We start from the raw sequence: 15,893 nt of genomic DNA, 5'->3' as shown, positions 1-15,893 counted from the left end.
AATAGACGCGATGCGCCAAACGTAAAACTAACTATAGCCGTATGGCCAGTTTTTTGCGATACGAATGTGTCCTTCAATTCTCTCGAATTTGAAGCAGATAACACTATATACTGCACGCCCATAGGGTCTTGGATTGTGGATGCTCCGGTTATGTTGAAATGGTTAAAGCGATTATTGTGGTTAGTGCTCTTATTATCCTCAATTGGAATCGCTGCTGTCGCTGCTTTTTACTTTCATTTAGAGAAAGGATTACCTGATGTATCTACGTTAAAAGATACCACTTGGGAAACACCGCTCAGAGTCTATAGCGCTGATGGCGAATTGATGTCTGAGTTCGGCAATGTAAAGCGAATTCCTTTGCAGCTGGAACAGATCCCGCAACAAATGCAGCAGGCATTTCTGGCCATTGAAGACTCCCGTTTCTACGAGCATCCCGGGATTGATTTGATTGGTATTGCCCGTGCTGGTGTTGTCTGGGCTGTTTCTGGTCAAATGCGCCAGGGGGCCAGCACGATTACGCAGCAGGTCGCCCGTAACTTTTTCTTAAGCCGGGAAAAAACACTTTCGCGAAAAGTTAAGGAAGTTTTTCTGGCCTGGCGTATCGAAAGAGAATTAACAAAGGGCGAAATTCTTGCTCTTTATCTGAATAAAATTCCTCTCGGATACCGTTCTTACGGTGTTGGCGCGGCAGCTCAAGTCTATTACGGGAAAACGGTAGACCAACTCACACTAGGTGAAATTGCTGTTATTGCCGGTTTACCTAAAGCGCCGTCAATGCTGAATCCTATTCGCTCACCACAACGGGCGTTAGCCCGACGAAATCTGGTTTTATCCAGAATGTTGCAGCTTGGCATGATAAATCAGGATGAATATCAGCAAGCAGTAAAAGAGCCGATAGTCACACGATATCACGGTACGAATGTGGGCCTTGATGCGCCTTATCTGGCAGAGATGGTCAGAAAGTTTATGCTGGATACCTATGGCGAGGAGTCATATAGCAAAGGCTATCAGGTTTATACCACGATAAGTTCAGCCCAGCAGCAAGCAGCTCATTCAGCCGTATTTAAAGGGCTGCTCGATTACGATATCCGTCACGGTTATCGGGGGGCTGAAAAACACCTTTGGACTAAAGGTGCGGCCTGGAATATTGAACAAATCAGTAATTATCTTTCTGATTTACCTAGCTATGAACCATTTGAGCCAGCCATTGTGACGGCGGTAAACAGTAAGGATGTTACTGTCATTATTAAAGGCGGGCTTGATGCCACTATTTCATGGAATGGCTTGAAATGGGCTCGCCCGTTTATCAGTGATGAACGGCAAGGTGTTACTCCCCGGAAGGCTGCCGATATTCTGCAGACTGGCGATTTGATCTGGGTGTGGCAGGATGAAAATAGTGATCAACTCCGGTTGGCGCAAATTCCTGATGCAAATGCGGCATTTGTTGCGTTAAATCCGAAAAACGGAGCCATTCAGGCGTTAGTTGGTGGTTTCAGCTTTGAAATCAGCAAATTTAACCGTGTAGATCAGGCCCGGAGACAGATTGGTTCAAACATCAAACCATTTATTTACTCTTCCGCGCTGGCAAATGGATTCACATTATCCTCGATCATCAATGATGCACCCATTACCCAATGGGATGGTGGCACTTCAGGCTGGAGCCCTAAAAACTCCCCGCCGCAGTATGATGGCCCGATTTCTCTGCGGGAAGCTCTCGCTCGGTCTAAAAACGTAGTCACTGTCCGGTTATTGCGCAGTGTGGGTATTGATAATGTCTTGAATCACCTGCGTTTATTCGGTTTCCCTGAGAGTAGCCTGCAACGGAATGAATCAATATCTTTGGGGACGGCAGAGTTTACGCCTCTGGAATTGGTTACCGGCTATGCTGCTTTTGCGAATGGCGGGTTTAAGGTAACACCTTATTTCATTGATCGTATTGAAGATGCTTCCGGGCGCGTAGTTTATGAAGCTTTACCTCAGATTGCCTGTGCAGGGTGTGGCAAATTAGCCGAAACAGGTTTAGACAGTGTTAACGCCTACAATGATGAATTAGGCGACTGGCATAGTCAGTGTCCGATCGATCCGGTTACCTCTGCCAAACAGGCCCCGCGGATCATCACTGGTGCGAATGCTTTCCTGATAACGGAAGCATTACATTCAGCGATATATGGTGGCGCTGATCGGGGCCTTGGTGGATGGACGGGGACAGGCTGGCGGGCGGCTAAAGAGCTTAAACGTACCGATCTGGCAGGTAAAACTGGTACGACCAATGAAGCCAAAGATGCCTGGTTCAGTGGTTTTACCCCTAACGTGGTTGCTACAGCATGGGTTGGTTTTGATGACCACCGCAGGGCTCTTGGCCGGAGTATCGCAGGTAATGAATATGGAGCCAGTGCCGCTCAACCTATCTGGATTGATTACATGAAGGTAGCGTTACGCGGAACGCCTGATCGCGCTTTTGCTCAGCCGGATGATGTGGTGACAGTTAAAGTTAATAACTATTCCGGGTTAGCTATGTCGGGATCTTCGCCTGGTAGCCGGGAAGAGTTTTTTGAGAAGGGTAGTGAACCAACTGCAGTCAGTCAGCAGGAAAGCGTTTTGTTTGATGACGGCGATGCAAGAGGACCATCACAAACCCAGACTCCGGAATCTCCGACGCCAGCCGGTGGAGATACGGGTACGGATGATATTTTTTGAGTGTTTTTTAATCTTTTTTAAGAAATTGAGACCTGATCCATGTGGATCGTAGGTCTCAATTGCTTTTCCCTGATTTTGGTTAATAATGTTTGAGTATGTAAAGAGCTCGGATAAAGACATTAGTCAGGGAAATAAATATGAATTATCGTAAAAATATGTTTGCTTTGTTGGTTGCTGGCACATTGTTAACCGCATGCGGTGGTGGCGGAACGGATATCAGTGGTGGCAGTTCTGATAGTTCTACTGGTGGTACTACTAGTGGCAGTACAGGAACTGGTTCAACAGTTACTGTAGGGGTTGCAAAATACATCATTGCTGATACACCGACGCCATCATTCCAGCCATTAATTAATGGTGCTTCCTCAAGAGTTACATTTACTGTTACTGATGTTGCAGGTAATCCTGTAGCAGATAAGAAAGTGAATGTTGCATTTTCGTCTTCCGTATCCAGTGGTTATTCATTATCAGCCAGTCAATTTACAACAAACTCTTCTGGGCAGGGCAGTATTTACGTATCTGCGGGTACAAGCCCTTCAACTGTGTATGTTAAAGCCACATTGAATGATGACAGTTCTGTTTCAACGTTATCCTCGTCTGTTTCATTCGGTATGGGTGTGCCTGATTCTGATAGTTTCTCAGTTTCAGCTTCAGTGTATTCTTTAGATTCGGCTGCTGAAATGGATGGTGTCTCGACGGAAATTAATGTCTATGCCGGAGATAAATTCAATCACGCAGCATTAGATGGTACAAAAATTTATGCGCAGTCTAATGGCGGGCAATTACAAGGTGACTCGTCTAGCAGCGGAACAACACCGTTTTGCACTACTTCTGCGGGTTCATGTAAGTTTAACTTAATTAGCTCTGCCCCCAGACCATCAAATGGTATTGTCAGCGTTATATTTTATACTGATGGCGAAGAATCATTTAAAGATCTGAACAATGATGGTGTCATGAATTCAGCAGAGTTTAATCCTGGTGATTTTGACGATATCAAAGAGCCTTATCTTGACGCTGATTTATCAAATGACTACATATCAGGTGAATATTATTGGGATCTTGATAATAGTGGGGCCTACACACCAGCAGATGGCAAATACCATGGTTTAGCCTGTGATTCTGCTCTAGTTGCCGCAGGTTCCTGTATTTTAGGTACTGTCAAAATCTGGGATAGAAGAGATTTTGCTTTCAGCTCTGTAAAAAATATTACTCCAACATTAGAAAGATGGAATGGAACTCGATGGGTTTCTGCAACGGAAATTGATCTTGAAATTACTACAAATTACAGGGTATTACTTGCTAGTACAAACAACGATGACCATGCATTAATGGCTCTGCCGAGCAATAGTACTATCGCATTTACTTCAACTAATGGCGGAACGCCTGTATTTGGCTTGCCGAGTGGTTATACCGCAGATTATGTCGATACCACTGATGAAAGTATTTATGCTGTATCTAATTTATCAGATATTAGTTTAACAAAGATTGGCAACTTTACTTCGTCTTATCCCGTAAATCAGATTAAACCGTTTTATTTTTATTTTAATGTGCCAGAAGAAACAAAGAATAATGGAAATACAACTGGGACATTAACCATTCAGATTACAAGCCCTGGCTCGGAGGCTGCAACCCCGGTTGTTTATACCGTCAAAGATGCCGCATGATCTCAGATGGTTTAGTCAAAAAGCGAGCATCATGCTCGCTTTCTTGTTTACAGTTGTAAACTACAGTATAAGCTAAAGACATATAACTTATTGCTTGAAGAGAGATAACAATGACAAGCGAAACTCAGAATTATACCAGTCTTGAACAGGCGTTTTCGCTTGGGAATGGTCAGGACGCAGCGTTGAACTGGCTACGTAAAAGTCACACGAATGTGGCCATTTTTCTGGTCAGTGGAATTAAATTGGAAGGTGTTATCAGTGGATTCGATCAATACAGCGTGCTGCTGACTGATGCACATAATAACCAGCAAATGATCTATAAAGCCAAGATTTCGACAATTGCGCCACTGGGCAACCGGGTAAGCAGCAATACTTTTCAGCGCAGACGTCCTCCGCGTTACCAGAATGAAAATCCGGAAAATCCGGGATCATCTTCAGGCGGAAATACTGACTAGGTATAAGCTTCTATCAGGGGTGCCGCATTAACTTTGAGGCATCCCTAATAAAGTACTGACTCGGGTCTTATTGGCAGATTAGCAAGAACTATCAGCGTTAAAGCGTGTAAACGTATTCCAGTCAGGCTTTCCTTCCCGGATCAGTACACAATCCATCTTCCCCTCTTGTGCAGCCTGAAGACCAATCTCAGTATCTTCAAATACCAGACAGCGGGATGGTTTGACGTTGATTTTGGCTGCTGATAACAAAAAGGTATCAGGATTAGGCTTATGATGAACAACATCATCGGACGTTGTGAGCACCTGAAAGTAGGAGCGTAATCCGTTATTGGCCAGCACGATCTCTGTATTGACCCGCATTGAGCCGGTGCCAATGGCTAAAGGCCGATGATGAAACAGGTTAGTCACCAATTCTTTCATCGCTGGAAATACGGTTGCTTTTGATATAACTTGTTGATAATAATCAGATTTAACTTTAGTGACAGCATCTAAATCAAGATCAAGATTTTGTGTTTCAGCCACCAGTTTGGCAATTTTTCGGCTTGGAACTCCGCCTAAGTTATAAAACCATGTGGCATCATAATGAAAACCATATACAGCCGCTGCATGCTCCCAGCCAGCAAGATGCAGCGGCATTGAATCTACCAGGGTGCCATCCAGATCGAAAACAAACCCATCATATTTTTCCAGTAAATCTTCGATTTGCATGACTAAATTCCCTTGGTGATTAAATAAGCTCTAGTTGTTCCATGACCTGGCGAATACGCTGTTTGGTGGCATCGCTGAGAGGCATGATCGGCAGACGGCATTCTTCGGTACATAGACCTAACAATGATGCTGCATATTTTGCACCTGCCGGACTAGGTTCGGCAAACATGACCTGGTGCAGAGGAATCAATTTATCCTGTAAGTCTCTCGCTTCTTCCCACTTACCGGCTGCGGTCAGATTTTGTACTTCAGCAACCAGTTTTGGTGCTACGTTCGCTGTAACAGAAATACAGCCGGTACCGCCACTAACGTTATAGGCAACAGCGGTCGCGTCTTCACCGGATAACCAGATAAATGGTTTCTTGATTAACTGACGTTCAGCCCATGGGCGGGCCAGATCACCGGTCGCATCTTTTACGCCGATAATACGTGGTAATTCAGCCAGTCGTGCCATGGTGGCAGGCTGAATATCTACAATTGCCCGCGCCGGAATGTTATACAGAATAACAGGAATAGCGGTTTGATCATGCAACAGCTTGAAATGCTGATATAAACCTTCCTGATTAGGACGGTTATAATAACCGGCAACATGTAAAGTTGCATCGGCACCTGCACGTTCAGCTACCTTGGAATATTCGATTGCTTCGATCGGGTTGTTGGAGCCTGCCCCGGCAATAACAGGTACACGTCCTGCCGCTTGCTGTACCACGATTTCAATGATACGGCAGTGTTCATCATGGGTAACGGTAGGACTTTCACCTGTAGTACCGACAGGTACAATCCCATGAGTGCCTTGTTCAATATGCCAGTCAACCATCTGACGTAATGCTGTTTCATCCAGCTGACCATCCCGGAACGGGGTGATCAAGGCCACAATAGAACCGTGGATCATACAAACTCCTTTTGATCTTTAATCTCAACAAAAAACCCCGATCCGCTATGGCGTAACCGGGGTTTATAAACTGGGTATCGACAAGCTGGTTACGCGAAAACGTACGCACCCGGTTTTGAGGCACGTTTATAAGGTTTTCGAACGATAAACCATTTGCTCATGATGCTGATCATCAGAATGACAATAATTAAGAACATAGTTCTGTATCAGAGCGTAAAAGTCAAGAAGTCATACTGAGCAGGATGATGCAATGTGCATAAATATGTTTTATTTGGGTAAAATGATTCATGATTGTGCACATTTATTCCACCCGTTTCCTGGTGTTCGAGTAGTAAATGTTAACGGTTTTCTATTTATTCAAGTAAAATGCAACTTGAACATCATGCTATCCCCTGTAGTTCAGTTGCTATAAAGCGGGGGGTACTGCATAATTCCCCGTCCAGTTTCTAACGTAAGGTACTGTTCTCTAGGTTCCCGTTATATATAACGGGCATTCGTTATTTTTGAAAAAATAGACAGACAAAATGGCTGAAAAACGCAATATTTTTCTGATTGGCCCTATGGGGGCAGGTAAAAGCACCATCGGCAAGTATTTGTCGGAAACGTTGCATATGGATCTCTATGACTCGGATCAGGAGATAGAACGTCGCACCGGCGCAGATATCGCGTGGGTTTTTGATGTCGAAGGTGAAGAGGGTTTCCGCAAACGGGAAGAGCAGGTAATTAGTGACCTGAGCGAATTGCAAGGTATTGTTCTTGCGACCGGTGGTGGTGCAATCAAGAGTCCTTTGACCAGAAACCGCTTATCAGCGCGGGGCATTGTTGTTTATCTGGAAACACCGATTGAAAAACAACTTGCCAGAACTCAACGCGATAAGCGTCGTCCACTGCTGCGCACTGAAGAACCTCCTCGCGAGGTGCTGACTCGTCTGGCTGACGAGCGCGAACCGCTGTATCGCGAAATTGCAGATTATGTGGTTCGAACTGATGAATTGACGGCCAAACAAGTTGCAACGCAGATTGTTGAACTGTTAGGACTGTAATTAAACGATATAGATGGAGGCTGTAGTGGAGACGTTGACAGTTAATTTGGCCGAACGTAGTTATCCTATATATGTTGGAGCCGGGCTACTGACATCTTCAGCACTGTTTGCACCGCATATTGCAGGGCAGCGGGTCATGATTGTGACCAACGATACAGTTGCTCCATTATATCTGGATGTACTCCGTAAGACGCTGGCTGGCTATCAGATTGATACATTGATTTTGCCCGATGGTGAAGCGCATAAAACACTCGCTTCATTTGAGGTAATTATGTCTGCGCTGCTGAAAGGAACGCATGGTCGTGATACTACCCTGATTGCACTGGGTGGTGGCGTGATCGGTGATCTTGTTGGCTTTGCTGCTGCCTGTTACCAGCGTGGAGTGCCTTTTATTCAGGTACCGACAACTTTGTTATCTCAGGTTGATTCATCTGTTGGTGGAAAGACCGCAGTTAACCATCCTCTTGGTAAGAATATGATCGGTGCTTTTTATCAGCCGAAAGCTGTCATCATCGATATTGATTGCCTGCGCACGTTGCCATCCCGTGAACTGGCAGCCGGTATGGCTGAAGTCATCAAATATGGCATCATCTGGGATGCTGATTTCTTCAGTTGGCTGGAACAGCATATCTCTGATATTCAGTCTTTGTCGCCGGATGCATTATCTAAAATCATTCTTCGCTGCTGTGCTATCAAAGCGGATGTTGTCGCGCAGGATGAAACTGAGAACGGCGTAAGAGCGTTGCTTAATCTGGGTCATACATTTGGTCATGCGATCGAAGCTGAGCAGGGTTATGGCAAGTGGTTACACGGTGAGGCTGTTGCTGCCGGCACCGTACAGGCTGCAGAAACATCACTGCGGTTAGGCTTATTGTCTGATACGGATGTTTCCCGGATTAAAGCCTTACTAAAGGCAGCAAATCTGCCTGTTACTGCTCCTGCTGATATGACATATGATGATTATATTCACCATATGTTGCGCGATAAAAAAGCGAAAGCCGGAAAACTGCGACTGGTATTGCCTCAGGCTATCGGTCGTGCGGATTTGTTTACTGACGTGGAGCAGACCGTGCTTCGCGCAGTTATTGATGCGACACACTGAATGTGACATCAATCGAATATTTATTACTGCCAACTCAAACCCAATTAGTGTCACGGTTAAGACAACTGATTGGGTTTTCTTCTTCATTTATCTTTTTATCTGGTCAGGAAGGTTCCGGACGGACTTCGGTTGGCCAGCTTTTGATGAATGAACTGGATGCTGATTCTCACATCAGCTATGTCGTGTTGCATCCGGAGATGGATCTGTCCCGTATCAGGGAACATATTGTCTTACAACTGGTTCCGGGCGCTGTGTTTGATCCCGGCGAACCGTTGTATAAAACATTAATCAGACTCATTCCTGATCTGTCTGTTCCCCGATTACTGGTCATTGATGATGCAGATAGTCTTAGCCCGGAATGGTTATTTGAGCTATGGCAATGGCTTAATTATGCCGATGAATTGTATCCATCCCACAAAATTAGTGTATTACTGATCGGAACCCGTGAATTTTCTGAACTTCTGGCGCAACATCTGGAAGGCAGAGATCAGAAGGCACTGAAGATTGAAGTCGAACCGCTGACTCTCAAGGAACAAAAAAAACTGTTGGTGAACTGCCTGCAGGACGGAGATGTCTCCGCAGCTCAGGGTGAACAAGCCCTGGCTCGCCTGGCTCATTGTCAGGGTAAGCCTGGTGAGGTAGTTGCAATTGCGGAGGCTTGTATGGATAAAAAATCATTATCTTCATTCGGAAAAAATGATTTACCGGTTAATAAAATAGTAGCTGCGGTCGCTGTTCTAGCTGGTGTTGTTTTATTGCTAAGCTGGCTTGTTCCTTCCTCATCAGACAACGAATCGTCAGCAGAGTCTTTAGCTCAACCGGAACGTCAGGCGGTAGCGCTGGCTCCCAGTACTTCGGCAGCAACGGCTCCTGATGGTGTTGTCCCTGCAACTGATGCATTACCGGCTGTTGTGGCACAAGAAGGTATTGTTTCTGGCGCTGCCACCACGGGCATTGATGCTGCTCAGGCGGAAGATGATAGCAATAAGCGCCGTGTAGTGATTAGTGACCAGGCCGTACAGCAGATGGCAGCTAATCAACCAGTAACCGGTGCGGTTGTTGTTGATGAACCAGTACAATCATCAGCTACAGTGACATCGCCGGATCAGCTGAAACCGATAGTTGATGAAATTAAAAGTCCATCTCCGGCGCCCGCCAAATCCGTGAGTAAAAAAGTGATTCCGGAAAAAAAAGCAGTACAGCATAAACCGAAAGCGACTGTTGAACGTAAAATTGTTAAAACCAAAACGCCAGTAGTCAGGAAGACGACTGTATCCAAGAGTAGTGTCGCGGCAGCTCCGGTAACTGATGGCTATGCATTGCAACTTGCAGCCAGTGGTAACCCGACTGCACTCAAAACACTGGCAGCCAGTAGCGGTTTACAGGCAAAGACAAAAATATACAAAAATCAATCCAATGGCATGTATGTTCTTATCTATGGGGAATACAATTCATCCGCAGCAGCTAAAGCCGCTGTAGCCGGATTGCCAGTGGCATTGAAAAGTACGAAACCATGGCCGAAGTCCTATGCTCAGATCCATAAAGAGCAGGGTAAATAAGCAGAGCAGAAGCTGAATGACGCAAAGATATAACACCCTATTCTGCTTTAGTTTTATACGGGCACAGCATGTTTCTGAATGGAGCAATGCTGTGTCATGAAGAAACAGCGGGCATTTTTAAAATGGGCTGGTGGAAAATACAGCCTGATTGAATCGATCACACAATATTTACCAACAGGTAAGGTGCTGGTTGAACCTTTTGTCGGTGCGGGTTCTGTATTTCTGAATACTGACTATGATGCCTATCTTCTCGCGGATATTAATCCTGATTTGATAGCGTTATATAATTTACTGAAGTCTGAACCGGATACATTTATTCGTATTGCTAACAGCCTGTTCTGTGAACAAAACAATCAACGCGAACGTTATTTTCAGTTGCGGGATGAATTTAATCAGACAACAGACACGGAATGGCGGTCTGCGTTATTCCTGTATCTGAACCGGCACGGTTACAACGGATTATGCCGTTACAACCGGAAAGGTGGCTTTAATGTGCCTTTCGGGCGTTATAAAAAACCCTATTTCCCGGAAAAGGAATTGTGGTTTTTTGCTGAAAAGGCTCAGAAAGCGACCTTCGTGTGCCAGTCTTTTATGGAAACATTTGCCATGCTGGAACAGGATCATGTGGTTTATTGTGATCCGCCGTATGTGCCTTTATCCGCGAGTGCCAGTTTTACCAGCTATGCTGCCAAAGGTTTCAGTGAGAATGAACAGCGTCATCTCGCGGAATTAGCCTGGCAGGCTGCGTCGGAGAAACGCATCCCGGTATTGATTAGTAACCATGCTACTGATTTAACTTATGATTTGTATAAGCATGCCTCATTGCATGAACTTCAGGTAAAACGAACCATTAGCCGTGCAGGGCATTCCCGTCAGCGGGTTGCTGAATTAATTGCCCGTTATGAACCACACCGACTGGCCAGAAAGGCTGGATAACCTTAAAGACTGATGAATATGAAACCGTATCTGATTGCTCCTTCAATTCTTTCCGCCGATTTTGCCCGTTTAGGCGAAGATGTTGCCAATGTATTAGCAGCGGGTGCTGACGTCGTTCATTTTGATGTAATGGATAACCATTATGTCCCGAATCTGACAATTGGCCCGATGGTATGTAAAGCGCTGCGTGATTACGGTATCACTGCACCGATTGATGTACATTTGATGGTGAAGCCTGTTGATCGGATTATCCCTGATTTTGCCAAAGCGGGCGCTTCGATCATCACATTCCACCCGGAAGCATCAGAACATCCGGATCGGACTTTGCAGCTGATTAAGGAACATGGCTGTCAGGCTGGTTTGGTACTGAATCCGGCGACATCATTACATTATTTAGATCATGTAATGGATAAACTGGATATTATTTTGTTGATGTCAGTTAACCCGGGTTTCGGTGGTCAGAGCTTTATTCCGGCTACATTGGATAAATTACGTCAGGTTCGTCAGCGTATTCAGCAAAGCGGACGTGATATCCGTCTGGAAGTTGATGGTGGCGTGAAAACAGATAATATCCGTCAGATCGCAGACGCAGGCGCAGATATGTTCGTCGCCGGTTCTGCAATTTTTGATCAACCTGATTATGCTGCTGTTATTGCTCGTATGCGTCAGGAGTTAGACTCTGCAAATGTCTGATTTAAATAATGTAAAAGTTATTTTATTCGATTTGGACGGAACGCTGATTGACAGTGTTTCGCAACTTTATCTGGCTGTTCAGGCCGCATTAAATGCCCATCAACTGCCGGCGGTATCGTTGGAGCAGGTGAAAGAATGGATTGGTAATGGTGCCGAGGTATTACTGAAACGGGCAATGTGCCGCCAATATCATTTTCATGATGTGGATGAAGTTCTGTTTCTGCAGGTAAAAGCTGATTTTGACCATCATTATCATGCTGGTATCGATAAAGACTATTCACTTTATCCTTTTGTTCCGGAAACCTTGTCTGCGCTGGCGCAAGCCGGCTATTCACTGGCCGTGGTAACAAATAAACCAGATGAGTTTGTGCAGCCTTTGCTGCAATCTGCCGGAATTGCTCAGTTTTTTTCTCATACCTTGGGTGGTGGACGGTTACCTGCGAAAAAACCGGATCCGATGCCGCTGCATTATTTATGTGAGCAATTCAATGTGAAACCGACAGAAACTCTGATGGTCGGTGATTCTAAAAATGATATTCAGGCTGCCCGTGCCGCAGGTATTCCCGTTGTTGGTTTAAGTTATGGCTATAACCATGGTGAGCCAATAGAAAACTGTCAGCCAGACTGGGTACTACATCGCTTTGATGAGTTAGCGTCGTTGTTGGCGCTGAAGTAAGGAATTGAAATGGCAAAACCAATCGTATTGAGCGGAGCTCAACCTTCAGGACAACTGACCATTGGCAACTATATGGGTGCATTGCGTCAATGGGTTCAGATGCAGGATGACTATGATTGTCTGTATTGTATTGTGGATTTGCATGCAATAACTGTGCGTCAGGATCCCCTGGTGTTACGTAAAGCGTGCCTGGATACCGCGGCCTTGTATTTGGCTGTTGGCATTGATCCGGCAAAAAGCACTGTATTTATGCAGTCGCATGTACCGCAACATGCTGAATTAGGCTGGATATTAAATTGCTATACTCAAATGGGTGAATTATCCCGTATGACGCAATTTAAAGATAAATCACAGCGTTATGAGAATAATGTCAGTGTGGGTTTATTTGATTATCCGGTATTAATGGCTGCAGATATTTTGTTATACCAGGCGAATCAGGTTCCGGTTGGTCAGGATCAAAAACAACATCTGGAATTAACACGTGATATTGCATACCGTTTTAATTCCATTTACGGCAATGTATTTACGACTCCTGAGCCATTTATTCCGCCGCAGGGCGCTAAAGTGATGAGTCTGCAAGATCCGGTTAAGAAAATGTCTAAATCGGATGATAATCAGAATAATGTCATTGGTTTACTGGAAGATCCTAAATCCATAACCAAAAAATTGAAAAAAGCAGTCACTGATTCAGAAGATCCGCCAGTAGTTCGTTTTGATATTGAAAATAAAGCGGGTGTCAGTAATCTGCTCAGTCTGATGCATGGTGCGACCGGCCAATCAATTGCTGAGCTGGAAGCGCATTTTGAAGGCAAGATGTATGGTCATCTGAAGACCGAGGCTGCAGAGGCTGTTGTAGCACTACTGGAGCCTATCCAGCAGCGTTATCAGGAGTTCCGCTCTGATGAGTCGGCTCTGCTGGCTATTCTGCAGCAGGGTGCTGAAAAAGCGCAGGTGCGGGCTGATGAAACGATGCGTCGTGTATTTGATGCGATTGGTTTTGTAAGTAAACGTTAATAATTCAGCCGGATTATTAAAATATAGTCCGGCTAAATTATTTCTCATTATATAACTACTTTAAGACAAGATATGGTATCTAAAAAACAAGAAGATATAGTTGAACCACTGGATCTGGAATCAAAAGATATGTGGTTACGAAAATTCCGTATGGCGAAAACACAACAGACGTTAACATTGATGGTTGAAAGAGCGATAGATCAATATCATCAAAAACCCTCCGTGTTAGGTGCAATATATTTAGCTGAATGCCAGAGAGAACGAGAGTTAGAAACTGGTATGTTATTGAATCGCTAAAAGTAATTATCCAAATAAAACTAGCCAAATAATGTACCTTGTTAGACAATATCATTATTTCTGGTATCAACAGATGATGGTTAGCTAGGGTATATTTATGAACAAAACGCTTAGTTGTATCGGTGTGTCGATGGTTCTGCTGTTAGCAGGTTGTTCCGGTTCCAGTGGGGTATCCGAGCAATATCGTTATACGCCACCGACTGCTGTACCTGTACAAACCAGTACGGAAGTTAATGTTCCCTATGATTTATTGTGGGGACGCGCTCAACGCTGGCTGGCTGAGAAAGGCTTTGAAGGTCAGGGTGACGTAACCGGCGGAGTATTGTCAGCTTCTCAGGAAAGTTATGGCGATGGATTAAAATATCTGGATTGTGGTAAGGGCGGTTCCCGCGTCAGTATTGAACAACCAGCCGTTAAGATTAATCTCATGATCACGCAAAATGCTGATAAAGCCGTTGCGTCTATTAATCTGAAAGGCACAACTACCGTTTCTTATCTTGAAGGTAATGGCGAAAAAGTCGCAGCGCCTTCAGTTACCCCGGTTTGTGTTTCTAACGGACAATTGGAAACGGATTTCCTGAGTTATATTAATCGCTAATATCCGTATCTGTCAGAGATAAAAAGCCGTTGTTCTACAACGGCTTTTTTGGTTTTAAAACTATTAAACGCCAAGCTTGGCGTGATATTCGTTCATCAGATCTTTCAGCTTTGCCGCTTCAGCTTTTGCTTCGGGCACTTTCCCTTCATCGGTTAACTTGATGGCAACATCAATCTGAGCGATGAGTTTTTTCATTCCTTCAGCGAAAGTTTTGCGATCAGTGCTGTCCGGCGCTTGTTTTTTCATGTTACCCGGCACGCCGGATTGTGCTTCAACGGCGGCAGCACGTAGCGTGGTTAAATCTTTTTTCAAACTTGCAGCATCAGCATCTTTCATTACCAGACGATAACTTTTGCTCATGTCTTTCATGGCATCTTCTACATCAACCGCTGCAAATGCCGGTGCAATCAAGGCGGCAGAAGAAAGAAGTACAGAAGATATGAGCGTTACACATTTTTTCATCAGTAACTCCTTAGAAAAGGCTTTCCAGGTAAACAGAGTAAGGCTATATCATAAAGATTAAAAATTCGTTAATAAGTTGACTAATATTTGTAACTTATTGATAGTCATAATCACTACTTGTTATTCTTTTGATAGCTTAAATCTATCGGAAACCACAATGAATCTACGGGATCTGGAATATCTGGTTGCGCTGGCTGAACACCAGCACTTTCGGTTAGCGGCAGAAGCTTGCTATGTCAGCCAGCCGACACTGAGTGGGCAAATTCGTAAACTTGAGGATGAACTGGGCGTTGTGCTGCTGGAACGGACCAGCCGTAAGGTATTGTTTACTGCATCAGGTTTACAGTTGGTCGCACAGGCAAGACGTGTATTGGAAGAGGCGCGTTTGCTGAGAGAAATGGCGCAACAGCATACCGAAGAGATGGCGGGACCACTGCATATTGGGTTGATTCCTACGGTTGGCCCTTATTTATTACCACATATAATCCCGGCTATCCGGCGTGAGTTTCCGGATTTGGAAATTTATCTGCACGAGGCTCAGACGCATCAGATCGTGGCTCGACTGGATAACGGCGAACTGGATTGTGCATTACTGGCGCTGGTAAAAGAGACTGCTGGTTTTATTGAGATTCCGGTATTTGACGAGAACATGTATCTGGCCGTTGCTGCAGATCACCCGTGGGCGGAACGTGAACAGGTTGCAATGAGTGAACTGTCGGGACAGCAGTTATTGATGCTGGAAGATGGGCACTGTTTACGCGAACAGGCATTAGGTTTTTGTTTTGCCGCCGGAGCCCGAGAGGACACACATTTCCGGGCAACCAGTCTGGAAACATTACGCAATATGGTGGCTGCCGGTGCCGGAATTACACTGATCCCGGAACTGGCCGTACCGCAGGAAAAGATTCGCGACGGCGTCTGCTATTTACCTTGTCATGATCCAGAACCGAAACGCACAGTCGGTCTGATTTATCGTCCGGGGTCTCCGCTTAAAACCCGTTATCAGCGTCTGGCTCAGTTGTGTCAGCAACAACTACAAAATCTCTGTGCTATATCATAGCGTTGTCGTTCATACCGCGTAGTCGTATTCCTGACAAAAA

General features: G+C 45.0%; 16 protein-coding genes. 13 read left to right on the top strand and 3 right to left on the bottom strand.

Features of this window, described 5'->3' with window-relative positions; translation table 11 throughout:
* Positions 1-150 precede the first annotated feature (150 nt).
* From TOLA_RS13330 to hfq, 3 genes are all read left to right on the top strand, one after another.
* Positions 151-2,697 (top strand): penicillin-binding protein 1A, encoded by a 2,547-nt coding sequence (locus tag TOLA_RS13330; protein ID WP_015879665.1) that lies wholly within the window; start codon positions 151-153, stop codon positions 2,695-2,697.
* Between the two features lie 137 nt (positions 2,698-2,834).
* Entirely contained in the window at positions 2,835-4,358 is a 1,524-nt protein-coding gene (locus TOLA_RS13325; RefSeq protein WP_015879664.1) for an Ig-like domain-containing protein, read from the top strand.
* Between the two features lie 110 nt (positions 4,359-4,468).
* Positions 4,469-4,813: an RNA chaperone Hfq gene (hfq, locus tag TOLA_RS13320; protein WP_015879663.1), complete on the top strand. Its 345-nt coding sequence runs from the start codon at positions 4,469-4,471 to the stop codon at positions 4,811-4,813.
* A 78-nt stretch (positions 4,814-4,891) separates the two neighbouring features.
* Here hfq and TOLA_RS13315 read toward each other — a convergent pair whose 3' ends face one another.
* Complete coding sequence (locus TOLA_RS13315) at positions 4,892-5,521, bottom strand: HAD family hydrolase (RefSeq protein ID WP_015879662.1); 630 nt, start codon at positions 5,519-5,521, stop codon at positions 4,892-4,894.
* Positions 5,522-5,540: 19 nt separating this feature from the next.
* Complete coding sequence (dapA, locus tag TOLA_RS13310) at positions 5,541-6,413, bottom strand: 4-hydroxy-tetrahydrodipicolinate synthase (RefSeq protein ID WP_015879661.1); 873 nt, start codon at positions 6,411-6,413, stop codon at positions 5,541-5,543.
* Positions 6,414-6,937: 524 nt separating this feature from the next.
* Between dapA and aroK the strand changes: the two genes are divergently transcribed.
* The 9 genes from aroK to TOLA_RS13265 all read left to right on the top strand — a co-directional run bounded on the left by aroK (position 6,938) and on the right by TOLA_RS13265 (position 14,331).
* Complete coding sequence (aroK, locus tag TOLA_RS13305; protein ID WP_015879660.1) at positions 6,938-7,456, top strand: shikimate kinase AroK; 519 nt, start codon at positions 6,938-6,940, stop codon at positions 7,454-7,456.
* Positions 7,457-7,481: 25 nt separating this feature from the next.
* The gene (aroB, locus tag TOLA_RS13300) at positions 7,482-8,558 is read left to right on the top strand and encodes a 3-dehydroquinate synthase (RefSeq protein ID WP_015879659.1); all 1,077 of its coding nucleotides are present in this window, start codon (positions 7,482-7,484) and stop codon (positions 8,556-8,558) included.
* A 2-nt stretch (positions 8,559-8,560) separates the two neighbouring features.
* The gene (locus tag TOLA_RS13295) at positions 8,561-10,117 is read left to right on the top strand and encodes an SPOR domain-containing protein (protein WP_015879658.1); all 1,557 of its coding nucleotides are present in this window, start codon (positions 8,561-8,563) and stop codon (positions 10,115-10,117) included.
* Positions 10,118-10,213: 96 nt separating this feature from the next.
* Positions 10,214-11,053, top strand: coding sequence for a Dam family site-specific DNA-(adenine-N6)-methyltransferase (locus tag TOLA_RS13290; protein ID WP_015879657.1), 840 nt, complete (start codon positions 10,214-10,216; stop codon positions 11,051-11,053).
* A gap of 18 nt (positions 11,054-11,071) precedes the next feature.
* Positions 11,072-11,746, top strand: a complete 675-nt coding sequence (gene rpe / locus TOLA_RS13285) for a ribulose-phosphate 3-epimerase (RefSeq protein WP_041609907.1) — start codon at positions 11,072-11,074, stop codon at positions 11,744-11,746.
* On the top strand, positions 11,739-12,422 hold the full coding sequence (locus tag TOLA_RS13280) for a phosphoglycolate phosphatase (protein ID WP_015879655.1): 684 nt from the start codon (positions 11,739-11,741) through the stop codon (positions 12,420-12,422). The genes rpe and TOLA_RS13280 overlap by 8 nt, the downstream gene beginning before the upstream one ends.
* Positions 12,423-12,431: 9 nt before the next feature.
* Positions 12,432-13,436 carry a tryptophan--tRNA ligase gene (gene trpS / locus TOLA_RS13275; RefSeq protein ID WP_015879654.1) on the top strand — a complete coding sequence of 335 codons (1,005 nt, stop codon included), beginning with the start codon at positions 12,432-12,434 and terminating at the stop codon, positions 13,434-13,436.
* Between the two features lie 72 nt (positions 13,437-13,508).
* Positions 13,509-13,733: a hypothetical protein gene (locus TOLA_RS13270; RefSeq protein ID WP_015879653.1), complete on the top strand. Its 225-nt coding sequence runs from the start codon at positions 13,509-13,511 to the stop codon at positions 13,731-13,733.
* Between the two features lie 97 nt (positions 13,734-13,830).
* Positions 13,831-14,331, top strand: coding sequence for a hypothetical protein (locus TOLA_RS13265; RefSeq protein WP_015879652.1), 501 nt, complete (start codon positions 13,831-13,833; stop codon positions 14,329-14,331).
* Positions 14,332-14,394: 63 nt separating this feature from the next.
* Here TOLA_RS13265 and TOLA_RS13260 read toward each other — a convergent pair whose 3' ends face one another.
* A complete protein-coding gene (locus tag TOLA_RS13260) occupies positions 14,395-14,793 on the bottom strand; it encodes a cytochrome b562 (RefSeq protein WP_015879651.1) in 399 nt (132 codons plus the stop codon).
* Between the two features lie 157 nt (positions 14,794-14,950).
* On the opposite strand from TOLA_RS13260, the gene oxyR reads away from it, so the two are divergent.
* Entirely contained in the window at positions 14,951-15,853 is a 903-nt protein-coding gene (gene oxyR / locus TOLA_RS13255; protein ID WP_015879650.1) for a DNA-binding transcriptional regulator OxyR, read from the top strand.
* Positions 15,854-15,893: the final 40 nt, after the last annotated feature.

The organism is Tolumonas auensis DSM 9187, from assembly GCF_000023065.1.
In the GTDB taxonomy this organism is placed as follows: Bacteria; Pseudomonadota; Gammaproteobacteria; order Enterobacterales; family Aeromonadaceae; genus Tolumonas; species Tolumonas auensis.
Note: the sequence above shows the minus strand (reverse complement) of the source record. Positions and strands in the feature narration are given on the sequence as shown.